The following is a 12872-nucleotide window of genomic DNA, read 5'->3' on the forward strand; positions in this document are numbered from 1 at the left end:
AAGGTGGACGTACGACGGCGGCCGCGTGCGCCGTCGTACGTCCTCTCAGGAGTCAATGCCGAAAGGCGACAATTCCCGCTTCCCGGACAACTGCCCGATAGTATCCCTTGGCATACCCGGTTTCATTCGGGTGGAAGCTGACGTTGCTGCCGTCGAAGATGATCCAGGGTGCGGGCGAGCCGATTCCGTGCCCGTAGAACTCGTCGGTGACATCCACATACACAGTTCCGGGGACGTGCTTGGCCGCGTTCCTGATGATCTTGTTCAATTTGTCCGTGCCCCTGTTGAAGACCTTGGCCGCTTCGTCCGTGATGTAGGGCTGGTCGCCGAATTCAGGGGAGAACAGGTACGGGTACCCCAGCGCGACGATGGTGGCGTTGGGTGCCTTGGCGCGGATGGCCGCGTACGCATTGGCCAGGTCGGGGAGGACCTTAGCCTTGGCCGTGGCTTCGCCGATCTTGACGGCGGTTTTGCAGTCGTTCAATGTACTGGGGAGCAGGCACGCCCGGAGTACGTCGGCGTATCCGACGTCGTTACCGCCGGCGGTAATGGTCACCAGGTCTGTTTCTGCATTCAGCAGCCCTGCGGCCGATGCCACTTTCACCTGGAGGGGCACCATGGCGGCAGTCCAGCCCGAGCAGGCGGCGTTGGCCTTCAGTTGAACGTCATCCCGCGCGTCCAAGACATCCACGTAGCCCGGCGATGCCTGGTAGCACGCCTTGTCAGCAGACTCGGCGGGGTAGAGCGGAGACACTCTGACATTGGGCGCGCCGATGCCGGCAGTGTAGGAATCCCCAAAGGCTACGTAATCCAGTGGTTCCCAATTGTGCGCGGTTGCCGCCGTCGTCGTCGGGCCCGCAAGCAGCCCGACGACGACGGCGGCCAGTGCACTAAGGCGCCTGGCAGGAAAGCCCCCACAGGTGCGCGAAACGCTTGGTGTACTTCCTGTCCCTTCACGAGACGGCTTCCTCATCTTTCCTACCCTTTCCCTTCCGCTGCGCCGCGGCAGGGGGCCCGACGCTGACACTCCTAGCCCACCCCGACGGCGTTACTCCGGCGTTACAGGTTTCATACGAGCACCCGCGCGCCGGACGAGGGCAAGGAACGACGGCGGCTGCGCACCGTCGTCGTACGCTTGACTTGGCGGCTGATTCCGTCACACCCGTTGGGAGAAGGTGTCCAAGTGGCTACTCCGGAACAGTTCTACGACGGACTCGCGCCTGAGTACCACCTGTTGTTCGGGGACTGGTGGTCGGCAGCGCAATGGCACGGGCGGGTGATCGCTACCGTCCTGGCCAAGCGGGGGATCATTGAGGGGCGCCTCCTGGACTGCACTTGTGGCATAGGAACCCAAGCCCTGCCGCTGGCGAAGCTGGGGTACCGCGTGACAGCCACCGACGTGAGCAGAGCAGCGGTTGACCGGGCCCGGACGGAGGCGGCTGCGAGGGGAATCGACGTCGATTTTGCCTGCTGCGATGTGCGAGCCGTGCGAGAGCAGCTCGGCGGGTCCTTGGATGTGGTCATCTCCTGCGATAACGCCCTGCCGCACCTGCTCACCGATGAGGATCTGCTGCGTGCCCTGCACAATGTCCATGCATGCCTGCGGCCCCGGGGGCTGCTGCTCGTCTCCCTCCGCGACTATGACGCCTTGCGCCTCTCGTCGCCCGGGGGAGTGCCAATCTCCGTTCACGGAACTGCCGGGTCCAGGCACGGGTCCGGTCAGGTTTGGACGTGGTCCGAGGACACGGAGTACGTGGACATCGAGGTGTTCACCTTCATGGAAGATGGTGCCGGATCATGGACAGCGCACTCCGGTACCACCCGCTACCGCGCGCTGCGCCGTGCAAAACTCGGAAGCCTGCTGGCCTCGGCCGGATTCACCGCAATCGAATGGCTGATGCCGGACGCGAGCGGCTACTACCAGCCAATGGTGCTCGCCCAGGCGTGAGATAGCTTGGGCCTCGCTGCATGAACCCGAGTTCTCACGTTCATCACGGTAGGAAACTGAGGTAATCAGGTGAGATACCAAGCTTCGCTAGCTGTTCGGGGGCATTCGGCAACTCAAGCAGGCCGTTGATGACGCCAATAGTTCCCAACCCAAATCCGAGGACATTTCGCAGGACCCTTCCAGTTCGCCTGGGCCACGAGTTGTACTTGCCGGTTACTTCCGTCTCCTGGTTCAGGTCGGGGAGGGACCAGTCCTTCAGAATTGTCAGGATTATTACGGTCCGGAGTAGGCTCGAAACTCTCGCGTATGCGTCTGTCCCCTCCCGATGCAGCCACATCTCGGCCTTAGCCAAGTTCTGCGCCACCTTTTTTCGTTCGGCTACTTCGACGTCCCGCGCATCTTCGGAAAAGTACCGATGTCCCAGCCGATGCGTAGTGGCAAGTCTCCGTGCCGCTCGACTCATCATTTTTGTAATGCGCCTTCTTTTTCGCCTCGCCACTAAATTTAGGGGTGATACACGAAAAATTTCGCGATCCCCTAGTTGCATCAATCCAGACTCGGCCTCGTGAAGCTCCGAAACTGCGTAGGGGAAGGGAACCAAGACCCGAGAAACGAAGTCCCAAAGCGTGCTGACTGCGAGCGCCGATGCAATGCCAGTTGCTGCTATTGCCGCGGCCGGAAGCCACGGATTTTGCTCCCGGACATCCGGCGGTAACCCGATGTAAAGCCGGACCACAGCAACCGCTATCGACAGCACCAGAACAATTGAGCCAAGGACGGAAATTACGTTGGCGGACCTAACTGAAATTGCCATATTCTTGCTGCCGATCGCATACGACTTGACGCCCTCTTCTTCGCTTCTGTTCAGGCGAGTAACTACATCAACAAGCTCGGCGTCATAACGCGAGGGAACTGGGGGTTCAGGGAGATAGGAGAGTTCATCGACCCAGCGTCTAAGCGTGCTTGGTGCTACTCCGAATTCGGAAGCAATGGACCTCAACGAGCGCCCGCTCTCACGGTACATATTGACCGCTCGCAGCTTCAATTCCTGCTCGTAGGGCATTCGGCGCTCCTTAGTAGCGACCGTCCCCAGAACGCATAAATCCACTATGCTCCTTAGGCAGAAAATTCTCTACTTCCGCAGAAATCATTTGCTGGCACCCGAATAGCGGCCACGCCAGCATCGTCGGCAAGTCCTCGACCTTCCAGGGCTCGTGAGTATCCTGCCCACTTAAACAGGGACTTCCACCTCAGCGTGACGGAGGGCACGCCGCCGTCGTTCTCGTTCTCCCTCCCGGGGTTTCGTCAGGCCCAACCACCGGGCCGGTGGGTACAATCGACGACTAAACGAACGAACACTGCTTTGCCGGAGGTACGGAGAAACAATGTCGGAATGGCTCGAAGTCGGGACGAACAACTACGTGCTGGTTACCGAAGGGTCCCTGCTGAACACCGGACTGATCGTGGGCTCCGAACGTGCCATGGTGATCGATACCGGCTGCGGCCCCCGGCAGGGGCGGGAGATCCTGGATGCGGTGCGGGTGAAGACCCAGCTGCCCCTCGTCGTCGTCAACACCCACGCCCACTACGACCATTTCTTTGGCAATGCCGTGTTTGCGGAAGCGGGTGTCACCGAGTTCTGGGCGCACCAGAACTGCGCCACGGAGATTGACGAACACGGGGACCTGCAGCGCCGCTTCGTGGGGACGATTGAACCGGAGATGTCCACGGGTGAGGGCCGGAACGTGGAGATCGTGGTTCCCAACGCCATCGTGAAGGACCAACCAGTGATGGTTGACCTCGGCGGGCTGACCGCCACCCTCTTCTACCTGGGCCGCGGACATACCGACGGCGACCTGCTGGTGGGTACCCCGACCACGCTCTATGTCGGCGACCTGGTGGAGCAGGGCGCGCATCCGTCCTTCGAAGACTCGTACCCGGAGGAGTGGGCGGACGCGCTTCGGCACATCTCGGCTCTCCGCCACCGCTACGAGTTCCTGATCCCGGGACATGGGGAGCCGTGCAGCGACCAGTTCGTCAAGACCATGGCGAGAACCATGATCACTGCGGTCCGCCAGGCGCAGCGTTCCATCCGCGAAGCTCCCTCTGATGCCACCAAGGCCATCCCCGTCCTGCCTTACGGGCCGGAGCAGTCGCGCTGGTTCATCAAGCGGTTGCAGGAGACCCGCCGGGAGCACTAGCTCTGCGGAGGTTGATGAGGGCGGCGCCGCAGGCCAGGGAACGCCGTTAGCTGCCCGGGCAGTTATACGGCGCGGGTAAAGTATGGCGGAAGACATCAAACCGGGGGCCAAGCATGACCAAAAACGAGTGGATCAAGTACGGTGCACTCCTTGTGCTCGCAGTGGCCGCCTTCGGGGTGGCAGCCATCGCCCTAATGGGTCCGCGCGATACGGGCGAATCCGCCGCTGTCCGGGTCAGCCCGACCGCCATCACTGCGACAACTACCGCGCCTCCGGCCCCCACTTCCACCCCTACAGCTGAACAGCCCGGTATCCGGCTGCCCGCCGAGCCGGTTCTCCTAATCCTCGGGGACTCGTACACCGCCGGGGTTGGTGCAGATCAGCCGGACGAGGGGTGGGCGTCCCTTGTCGCCCGGGAACTCGGATACCCCACCAACATTGACGGAGTGTCCGGAACCGGCTTTGCCTGGGGCGGCGGACGCCAAGACGAGCTGGGCGGTGAGTACGAAGTCCGGTTGCGGAACACCGCTGCGAACCCCGCCTTCGTGCCCAACCTGCTTATACTTCAAGGCGGCCAGAACGACTCGCTGGTTACAGACGCGGATGAAGTTCAAGCGGCCACGGCGCAAACCATCGAGGCGGCCCGCAGGTTCTGGCCCGGCGTCCAAGTGGTGGTACTGGGGCCGTCCGCACCCCAGCCCGTAGCCGAGGAACTGCGCGGGGCGAACAGCGCCGTCCGTGCTGGGGCCGCAACTGCCGGCGCTCCCTTTATTGACGCCGTCGAGGGCGGTTGGTTCACGAGTGCCAACAGTCCGGAATTCGCTTCCGACGGCGCCCACCCCAACAGTGCCGGCCACGCGTACATTGCTGAGCGATTCCTGGAGTCCTGGGCAGAGTTGATCCGGTAAGGATGCTGGCTGGGAAGATCTTGATGCCGCGCCGGCTACGGCCGCGGGGCGTTCTGCGGCTCTGCTGCGGTGCGGATGAATGCGCAGTCTTCGGCGGAAAGGATGCTTTCGCCGTGCCGGTCCTGTTCGAGCTGCGTTCCGGTGGCTTTGTTGATGGCTGCCACTACTGTTCGGGGAAGGGTCCTGCACCCGGGGTTATTGACCAGCCACTGCTGCGTTTCCGGCGCGAATTGGTCCCACAACTTGTCAATGCCCATTACGGTTGCCTCCACCCTAGTCATTCCTGACAACCGCCGCCCAGCTCGTGGGCGGATGGCGTCTGATTCCCGCGTCCCTGGCGCCAGCAGGGAAGGGATGGAGGGGTTTGTGATTCCAGGGGCGGAGGGGACGTCATTGTCCCCTCCGCGTCTGCCCGCACCAGGAGCCCCCAAATCAAGGGATATCCCTTCCCTTGGTGCGGTGTCCTCTCCTAAGAAAAAGGAAAAGAAGCCCGAACCTTTTGACAAATAGACGTTTTGGTCAATTCGCCAGTACGAGTGTGTTGCCTACTGGAGGGTAGGTCAAGGGACTTAGAACAATTGTGCCGGGGGCTGCAGGAGACGCCCAAGTCTTCAGAGCGTGTGACCGGCGCCGGCGTTAGCCGTAGCGCCCTTCGGAACCATCGCGAAGTTCGTCGCGGGCAGCTTCCAGCACAGTGCAGTTTCCGGTGCGGGCTGTCATGAGAAGCCGCCCGGCAGCTTCCTCCGTGGTGCAACCCGTTCGTGCCGCTAGCGCCCGGCAGGCATCTATTATCACCGAACGCGATACGAGTGAGCCCTCCAAGGCTGAGAACTCGTCCCAAAGTGCAGTTGATCCCAGATCTTGCGGAACCGGGCCAGGGCTAAGGGAGCCAAGGGCGGCCGCTGTCCGGGCGTGAAGCACGGATTGGGCAGCGGTAAGCAGTTGAGTGGCTTCGGGGTAGGCCAGCCGATAGACAAGATGTCCGCCGGACCGTAGGCACCGGATCAGGTCCTGCCCCCGCATCTGCGTGAGGTGCCGGGACAGGTGGGTTGCCTTCACCCCCGTGCCCTCGCACAACTCCGGGATGGTGGACTCGCCTTGGGAAAGCAGCACCAGGACCTGCGCCCGCACCGGGTGGGCCAAGGCCTTGAAAAGCTCGGCTGCAGCAGACATTGACGGTCCGCTGCCGTCAGCGTGAACCGGCCTGCCTGCCAGAACGTGGTGGCCGTCCATGCCTGCCTCCCTTGGCTGCTTTGCTCCCGGGGTATGCATGCCATTATCCTCCGCCGGCTCGAGGAGCATCATTGGATGCCGCATCCCACGGAAGATTATTTTGGCAGAACCCTTTACGAACCGGAGCTCGTTTACTAAAGTCTCTTCTTGTCAAAGTCCGGATGGGCGCTAGGGGGCGTCCGGGAAGGGGGAGTGCATCACCACTGACCTATACCAGAAGACAATTGACCACTACGTAGAAAGCCCCTCCCAGGAGGGGCTTTCCCTTGTCCGGGCTGACCTTTGTCCGCCGGGCATCCAGCAGGTCCTCAGCTGTTGCCGATGTGGACGATGCTGTCGCGGTCCTGCTCGCTGGCGGGTGCGTCAGCGAGGCCGGCGGGTGTGAGGTCGAGGTCTTCCAGGCTGGCCACGCGGGCAGTTCCGTCATCGGAAGTGGAAGGCTTGCTGGTGATAGTCATCGGGATGTTCCTTAGGTCCGTTTTGGGTTCGGGAAAGAGCCGGGGAAGGGCTGCAACGTGATCCGCGGTGGTGTCCACCACCCGGGAGAAGCAGCACTGCGAACAACGGAGGGCGACGGCGACTGTACCGTGTTTCCTGCCCCTTACCGCCGGAAATTCCACAACCAGGTGGATGTCAGTATCGCAGGCAGCGCACCAGGGGTGTTTACCGCGAGGCTGCTGGGTGTCACAGGGAATGTAAGTGTTCGTTGTCGCAATCAATCTGTTCAGACCACGGCCGGGTAGCTGGTCAGGATGTAGTCGGCAGCAGCCGGGCCTGTCATGCGCAGTTGGTGTGCCGGGTTTACGAGGTTTGCCATGGCGTCCCAAAAGACGTGTTCCGGCTGTGGTGCTTCCTGGGAGAGGTTGCACCAGCTGGTGTACAGCCCGTAGAGGGCGTCCCCGCTGAGAGTGGAGCTGGTCTCCAGCGGGTCTTCGTAGGTGGCTTCAGTGAGGAATTGGTTGAACTGTGATTGCGCCATGTCGGCTCTTCTCAGCAGGGTGCAGTAATCCGCCGTTGGGCTACAGCAGCCAAGCCCGATGTCCTGCACGGGACAACAAGCGAACTGCCAGCTTATCAGCGCCTGAAAGTTCTTCAGGAATAAAAGCGACCTTGGACCCGTTAGAAAACGTCAAGGTGCGGCCGCAGGGTTCTCCCAGCGTCCACTCCGTACCGTCCAACCATGATCACTTCCACCAACTCAGCCCGCGCTGCGAGTGGGTCCAAACCTGGCGTTACCTCACCCTGGATAACCGCCGGAGGGTCGCACCGTCCGCTCCTTGACCATGAAGTCTTGGACAGGCTGCGCGAGGACCTCCGTGAGTACGACGTGTGGCGGATATTTGTGCAGAACTTCATAGCCGCCTTGCCTCTGCGGATTGAAAAGTTGCGCGCGGCTTTGACCACCGGGGACGCCGCTGGTGCCAGGGACGCCGTCCTTAGCCTCAAGACCGCCAGCCAGATGGTGGGCGCCGAGCGCCTCGCTGCCCTGGCCATGGACCTGGAGGCGGCCCAGCGTGAAGCTGCCCGGATCGCTGATCCGAGTGTTTCCTTGCCCGGCCTCGCGGTGAGCCACTTAACCCGGATCAGGCAACGTGCCGAACAAACGTCCGACGCCCTCCAGGCGCATTTGGCTACAGCCAGGCCGCCCCGGATGATTACCAGCCAGGTTCAGGCCTGATGCAACACTCCAGTCCGGGTGACTCAGACCACGAACCGGGTCCCGGGCGCGCCGCTGGGCAGGTTCTTCAAAATCCCTTCCGCCACCTCCCGTACCCGCATGCCCCGCCGGGTTGAAGCGCCGGCAAGCATTCGAAAAGCCTCCGGATAGGAACAGCGGTTCTTGCCCATGATCACACCGCATGCCACGTCGATGGAAGTGCGGCTTTCCAGGACGGCCTTCAGGTTGTCCCCGGCCGCACGGACGCTGCGGACCTCCAGGGCCAGCCGCAGGCTCTTCCCCGCCATGCCGGAGAACCAGACGGCATGGCTGACCATCTCGGAAGCAAACTGGACCTCCCGGGGCGCGAAAAAAGCCAGTACGCAGGACACTCCGGCGTCCAGCCGGATCGGTACAACGAGGGCCCCGCCGTAGCCGGCGTCGAGGAAACGCCGCCGGTAGGCTTCCCACCGCAGTGGCGGGCCGCCGTCGGCCTCCACCATCACGGGACTGCCTGCCTCCACAGCCGCGGCCAGCGGTCCGTCGTCAAAATCCTTTTCCAGCTCGGCAAGGGCAGCCGCCCGGCCGTTGTTGGCCGCCAGGGTTGAAGGGCCCTGCGGCGATATGAGCGTGGCCGCGCAATCGATCTGGACCCCTGCAGTACCGCTGAGGGCCAGCGCGGCAACCTCCGCCAGCCGTCGCAGGGAATCGACGTCGGACCCTGAGTCCGTCACCAGGTCCAGCAGGAGCCCCGACGGTTCCCGCCAAAGCTCCGGGCCGGATAAGCCCGCCGCTGCCAGCCTTCCGCCGTCGGCCTTCAGCACCCTGTTCCTGATACCCGCCACCTGTAGTGTCACCGTCATGCCCCCGTTCGATCCTCGTCCGCGCAGCGTCATCCGCGGACTCCCTTTCGAAACTAGGGCGGCACACAAGGGGAGGGCACGAGTAGCGGGTACTCGAATTTCCCATGCCCCTCCGGTGGGCTACTTGTTTTGCTGAGTCTCCAGCCACTCCTGGAATGTCTGGCGTCCGACGGTGGCACCTGCCTTGGGAATCAGCTTCCCCTTGCGCATGGCCTTGCCCATGAAGCCGGGAGCATTCACCTGCACTACGCGCTTTCGCTTGCCCGTCTTCTGCAGGTAGGCGCGGACCAGGTCCGCGAGCCTTTCGGCCCGGGGACCGCCAAGATCCGGCAGGCGCCCCTTCGGCCCTGCCTCAGCGGCGTTAACCAAAGCCTCGGCCACTTCCGCAGCGGCCACCGGCTGGGTGAACATTTTCGGGACCAGAACCAGCGGGCCGGCCGAGGCAACTCTCACCGTCATGGGCACGAACTCGTGGAACTGGGTGGACCGCAGGAGGGACCAGGGAATGCCGCCGTGCCGAACTTCGTCCTCCTGCACCAACTTTCCCGCGTACAGCCCCGAGGTTGCTTTGTCGATGCCCACGATGGAGAGCGCCACGTGGTGCCGCACGCCGGCCGTCTTCTCCGCCGCCAGCAGGTTCTGCGTGGCGTTGGTGAAGAAGTCCACCGCCTTCTTGGTGGACATCGTCTCGATGCCGGAAACGTCGATGACCGCCTCAACGCCCTGGAGCGCCTGATTCAGGCCCCGGCCATTCACCAGGTCCACACCCTCCGAACGGCTCAGGCTGACCACATCGTGGCCGCGCTCTTTCGCTACCTCGACGACGTGGCGCCCGACGGTACCGGTTCCCCCTGCAACGGCAATTCTCATAAGCAAATCTTAGAAGCAGTCCAGGACAAAGTTGGTTCCCACACTCTTTTGTAAGTTTTCGATACGTGGTCCCTGTGCCTTCTCCGCGTGCGGGGTAGCCCCGAGACGAATTGCTAAGTAGGCTTAGTAATATGTTTTGCTGCAACTTCGAAAGCCTCGGTTTCAGGACGCGCGCGCTGGTTGGAGGTGAACGGCGTGGATAAAGAGGAGGAGCGGCGTCGTGAACTCGCTGCCGCTATCGGTGTAGACCCCCGGAAGCTCCTGCCGGCCACAGCAGGGCGGTCCCGGTGGTCGAAGTTCGAGTTGGAGGCATACCTTGATGGTGCGACGCCCTGGCGCACGCGCGAAGCCGGCCACGGGACAGACAAGGCGGGAAGCCCGGGAAAAACGCGGGAGCACGCGTTCTCGGCGCTGGGAGCCGCGGGCCGTTCCCTGCTTACTCCCGAGCGGGCCGAGGCCGAACGCCTGAGGTCCTTAAACGAGACGGACCTGCTCCACAGCGGTACTGAGGAAACCTTCGACCGGATTGTGGCTGCCACCAGGAAGTTTTTTCAAGTGGGTGCTGCGTCAATGTCCCTGATCGCCGAGGACGCCCAGTACTTCAAATCCGTCTTCGGGCCGCTCCGCGATGAGACTCCACGGCAGATCGCGCTCTGTACTGCCACAGTGGAACGCAACTCTATGCTGATCATCAATGACACCTTTACCGATGAGCGGTTCGCGTCCAATCCACTCGTGGTGGGGGAGCCGCACATTCGCTTTTACGCGGGCTACCCCTTGCATGGGCCGCGCGGCTGGAACATCGGCACTTTGTGCATCATCGATCAACAACCCCGCGCCTTCCCGCCGTCGGAGCAGCAGGTCCTCCGGACGCTCGCTGCGATCGTCCAAGGCCATGTCGACGCGCGCACTTAGCGGCGCTCACCGGCTGCCCGCCTCCTAGGGTTTTCCTTGGTGGTGGCCTGGCGTGGATCCATAGGATTTCCGCAAGGCTGAACCGTCAAGGTGTAGGTATCTGGCCGGGGAGCGAAGCCCCCATCGTTCATTCCGGTCAGTGCCGGGCCTGGCGTCGCACCCCAGAAGCGATTCCAGGCCCGGCTGCCAGGTCTCCCGCTTCAAGACGTGAATAGCCCACCCGCGCCGCGCGTCGTTGTAGCGCGTCACGGATTGGATCGCGGAAATGCCCATCACCAGCAACGTCGCTTGGGACGGACGACTCGAGGCCTTCAAGGGCAGGGACTCAGCCCGATACGTCGAGTTTGTGAAGGCCTCGGCCAGCCGGTGCGCCGCTTGCCGGCTACCTCTTGGCCCGGGCGCAGCCCTGTCCCTGATGGTGTTTGTCACCGAGAGCTTGGATTCCAAAGGCAATTCGTCGTTGGACTTCGACCCTGTGGTCTGTCATCGGCAATGCCAGGAACCTGGACTGAGCGTGCGTGAAGCACTTGGAGTGGTGGAAGGCGTTATCTCAATAGGTGCCCGGCTGGTCCTTGGCGGGGGCAGCTCGGGGACGGCTGCGGTTCCTGTGCTGGCCTACACCCTGGTGCCGAACGTTGTCATTGGGGAACCGGGCGGGGAAATGACCTCCGCGCTGGTCTCGGTCCTGCTGAACCACGGATTTAGGTTGTCTGCCACTGCCAGTTATGGGGACATCCTGCAGCGGGCTGTCCCTACCCGCGACACCTGCAGCTGCACCTTGGCCAGGAGAGGCGAAGTCCAGTTGCATGTCGACGGGCTCCTGATGTGCTCGCAACAGCTGGACAGATGGAACCGTCACGACGCCGTCTGGCTGCGAGCCGCACGGGAAGGGCGTGTCCTGGTAATCAGCGGCGATAACCTGACCCTTGCCCAAACTGGCCTGGAGCTGACAACAGCTGCCCGTCTCGGGACGCTGGTCACCGGTTTCGTTTCGGCGTCCTGATCAGCGGGGGATCCGGCGTCCCCTGAACCTGTTCAGGAGCAGAAGGAGGATGGCCACCACCAGCAGTACCGGAGCCACGCCGAGAAAAAAGCCTAGTGTTTCCACAGCCAGCCCCACAACGAGAAGGACAATGGCGACGGCGACAATTGCCACGACTAACGCTTTCATCAGTTACACCTTTCAGTCATCAAAGTGGGTGACGGTTTCCTTGGCGCCGGACAGCCGCCGGATGATTTGCTCGGCGACCGTATGGAGCTTCATGTTGCGGTGGTTGGAGGCCAGGAGGAGGAACTGGTACGCCTCCTCCTGGGTGCAGCGGTTCTGGGTCATGATCATGCCGCAGGCGAGGTCTATGTCCGTCCTGCTTTTCATTGCGGCTTTCAGGTCCTCAGCCAGCAGCTCTGCAGTGATAATGCGCAGGGCCAGCCGCAGCGCCCGCCCGGCGGTGTGCGTGAACACGGTCGCGTCCTGGATGGCTTCCTCGGTGAACAGTCCGGCCGCGGGGGCGAAGAAATTCAGGGACGCGGACGCGCTTTTTCCTAAGTCGACGGGTACCCCCAGGACGCTTCTATAACCTGCAGCTTCCAATCCCCGGGAATACAGGGGCCACCGCTGGTCGTTCCGGGTGTCCGTCAGCAACACAGTTGTGGACGTGTGCACTGCTTCCAGGCATGGGCCGAACCCGAGGTCCTGTTCAATGCGGTCCAGGGCTACGGCGGTCTCACTGCTGCCGGAGACAGTAGCTGTCCGTTTGTGCCGGTGCAGGGTGACGGCGCAGGCGACGGCTGCACGCGTAGTTCTGCTGAGGGTTGAAGCAGCGTGCTGGACGACGCCGTCGAGGAAGCCCTTGATGTCCTCGCTTTCCACAATGAGCTCGTGGAGTTGCTGAAAGTCCTCATACTGCCTGTCTGTTTCCACAACTCCCATGCTAAAAGCACGGTTTGCGGAACAACAGGGACGCCGGCGTGCCTGCCACTAGTGTGCGCCCCGTTCGCCCTCGTCTGCCTTGGGTTGGATAGTCTGGCTGTAGCTGGCACGCAGCCCGTCGACGCCGAGGGTGTTAAGGGTTTCGTTCAACGCGTGTGCCAGGATGTCGCGCTCAATCGCCGGAAGGCTTAAGGCGCCGTAAACGTACGCCTGGACCTCAATCAGGCCTGCCTTTCCTCCAATTCCAAAGTATTTGATCCAGATCTGCTCAAGAGTCAGTGGTGCAGCCTCAAATGCTAACCGGAAACCTTGGCGCTGTTCGTCCTCGTCCCCAGGGACGGCCATAG

General features: G+C 62.5%; 17 protein-coding genes. 6 read left to right on the forward strand and 11 right to left on the reverse strand.

Annotated features, from left to right (window positions below):
• Positions 1 to 52: 52 nt before the first annotated feature.
• Entirely contained in the window at positions 53 to 973 is a 921-nt protein-coding gene (locus AC5RTE_RS12105) for an SGNH/GDSL hydrolase family protein (protein WP_494041636.1), read from the reverse strand.
• A gap of 210 nt (positions 974 to 1183) precedes the next feature.
• On the opposite strand from AC5RTE_RS12105, the gene AC5RTE_RS12110 reads away from it, so the two are divergent.
• Positions 1184 to 1948, forward strand: a complete 765-nt coding sequence (locus tag AC5RTE_RS12110; RefSeq protein ID WP_494041637.1) for a class I SAM-dependent methyltransferase — start codon at positions 1184 to 1186, stop codon at positions 1946 to 1948.
• Between the two features lie 43 nt (positions 1949 to 1991).
• Here the strand turns inward: AC5RTE_RS12110 and AC5RTE_RS12115 are convergent, their stop codons facing one another.
• On the reverse strand, positions 1992 to 3011 hold the full coding sequence (locus AC5RTE_RS12115) for a transposase (protein WP_494041638.1): 1020 nt from the start codon (positions 3009 to 3011) through the stop codon (positions 1992 to 1994).
• Between the two features lie 322 nt (positions 3012 to 3333).
• On the opposite strand from AC5RTE_RS12115, the gene AC5RTE_RS12120 reads away from it, so the two are divergent.
• A complete protein-coding gene (locus AC5RTE_RS12120; RefSeq protein ID WP_494041639.1) occupies positions 3334 to 4149 on the forward strand; it encodes an MBL fold metallo-hydrolase in 816 nt (271 codons plus the stop codon).
• 113 nt (positions 4150 to 4262) lie between these two features.
• Entirely contained in the window at positions 4263 to 5057 is a 795-nt protein-coding gene (locus tag AC5RTE_RS12125) for an SGNH/GDSL hydrolase family protein (protein WP_494041640.1), read from the forward strand.
• Between the two features lie 35 nt (positions 5058 to 5092).
• Here the strand turns inward: AC5RTE_RS12125 and AC5RTE_RS12130 are convergent, their stop codons facing one another.
• From AC5RTE_RS12130 to AC5RTE_RS12145, 4 genes are all read right to left on the reverse strand, one after another.
• Positions 5093 to 5329, reverse strand: coding sequence for a hypothetical protein (locus AC5RTE_RS12130; RefSeq protein ID WP_494041641.1), 237 nt, complete (start codon positions 5327 to 5329; stop codon positions 5093 to 5095).
• A 364-nt stretch (positions 5330 to 5693) separates the two neighbouring features.
• Positions 5694 to 6329 carry a metalloregulator ArsR/SmtB family transcription factor gene (locus tag AC5RTE_RS12135; RefSeq protein ID WP_494041642.1) on the reverse strand — a complete coding sequence of 212 codons (636 nt, stop codon included), beginning with the start codon at positions 6327 to 6329 and terminating at the stop codon, positions 5694 to 5696.
• A gap of 269 nt (positions 6330 to 6598) precedes the next feature.
• Positions 6599 to 6748, reverse strand: a complete 150-nt coding sequence (locus AC5RTE_RS12140) for a hypothetical protein (RefSeq protein WP_494041643.1) — start codon at positions 6746 to 6748, stop codon at positions 6599 to 6601.
• A gap of 266 nt (positions 6749 to 7014) precedes the next feature.
• Positions 7015 to 7269, reverse strand: coding sequence for a hypothetical protein (locus tag AC5RTE_RS12145; protein WP_494041644.1), 255 nt, complete (start codon positions 7267 to 7269; stop codon positions 7015 to 7017).
• Between the two features lie 201 nt (positions 7270 to 7470).
• On the opposite strand from AC5RTE_RS12145, the gene AC5RTE_RS12150 reads away from it, so the two are divergent.
• Positions 7471 to 7968, forward strand: a complete 498-nt coding sequence (locus AC5RTE_RS12150) for an Hpt domain-containing protein (protein WP_494041645.1) — start codon at positions 7471 to 7473, stop codon at positions 7966 to 7968.
• 23 nt (positions 7969 to 7991) lie between these two features.
• Here the strand turns inward: AC5RTE_RS12150 and AC5RTE_RS12155 are convergent, their stop codons facing one another.
• Both AC5RTE_RS12155 and AC5RTE_RS12160 read right to left on the reverse strand, forming a co-directional pair.
• Positions 7992 to 8810: a GAF and ANTAR domain-containing protein gene (locus AC5RTE_RS12155; protein WP_494041646.1), complete on the reverse strand. Its 819-nt coding sequence runs from the start codon at positions 8808 to 8810 to the stop codon at positions 7992 to 7994.
• A 120-nt stretch (positions 8811 to 8930) separates the two neighbouring features.
• The gene (locus tag AC5RTE_RS12160) at positions 8931 to 9680 is read right to left on the reverse strand and encodes an SDR family oxidoreductase (protein ID WP_494041647.1); all 750 of its coding nucleotides are present in this window, start codon (positions 9678 to 9680) and stop codon (positions 8931 to 8933) included.
• Positions 9681 to 9875: 195 nt separating this feature from the next.
• Here AC5RTE_RS12160 and AC5RTE_RS12165 point away from each other — a divergent pair, with 195 nt between their 5' ends.
• Both AC5RTE_RS12165 and AC5RTE_RS12170 read left to right on the forward strand, forming a co-directional pair.
• Positions 9876 to 10595: a GAF domain-containing protein gene (locus tag AC5RTE_RS12165; RefSeq protein ID WP_494041648.1), complete on the forward strand. Its 720-nt coding sequence runs from the start codon at positions 9876 to 9878 to the stop codon at positions 10593 to 10595.
• Between the two features lie 265 nt (positions 10596 to 10860).
• Positions 10861 to 11598: a hypothetical protein gene (locus tag AC5RTE_RS12170; RefSeq protein ID WP_494041649.1), complete on the forward strand. Its 738-nt coding sequence runs from the start codon at positions 10861 to 10863 to the stop codon at positions 11596 to 11598.
• On the opposite strand, the gene AC5RTE_RS12175 is transcribed toward AC5RTE_RS12170, so the two are convergent.
• Genes AC5RTE_RS12175 through AC5RTE_RS12185 form a run of 3 tightly spaced genes read right to left on the reverse strand, consistent with a single transcriptional unit; the run spans position 11599 to position 12870 of the window.
• Positions 11599 to 11766 carry a hypothetical protein gene (locus AC5RTE_RS12175; RefSeq protein WP_494041650.1) on the reverse strand — a complete coding sequence of 56 codons (168 nt, stop codon included), beginning with the start codon at positions 11764 to 11766 and terminating at the stop codon, positions 11599 to 11601.
• Positions 11767 to 11778: 12 nt separating this feature from the next.
• Entirely contained in the window at positions 11779 to 12525 is a 747-nt protein-coding gene (locus tag AC5RTE_RS12180) for a GAF and ANTAR domain-containing protein (RefSeq protein WP_494041651.1), read from the reverse strand.
• 48 nt (positions 12526 to 12573) lie between these two features.
• On the reverse strand, positions 12574 to 12870 hold the full coding sequence (locus tag AC5RTE_RS12185) for a hypothetical protein (RefSeq protein ID WP_494041652.1): 297 nt from the start codon (positions 12868 to 12870) through the stop codon (positions 12574 to 12576).
• Positions 12871 to 12872 lie beyond the last annotated feature (2 nt).

It is taken from the genome of Arthrobacter sp. K41 (assembly GCF_059089645.1).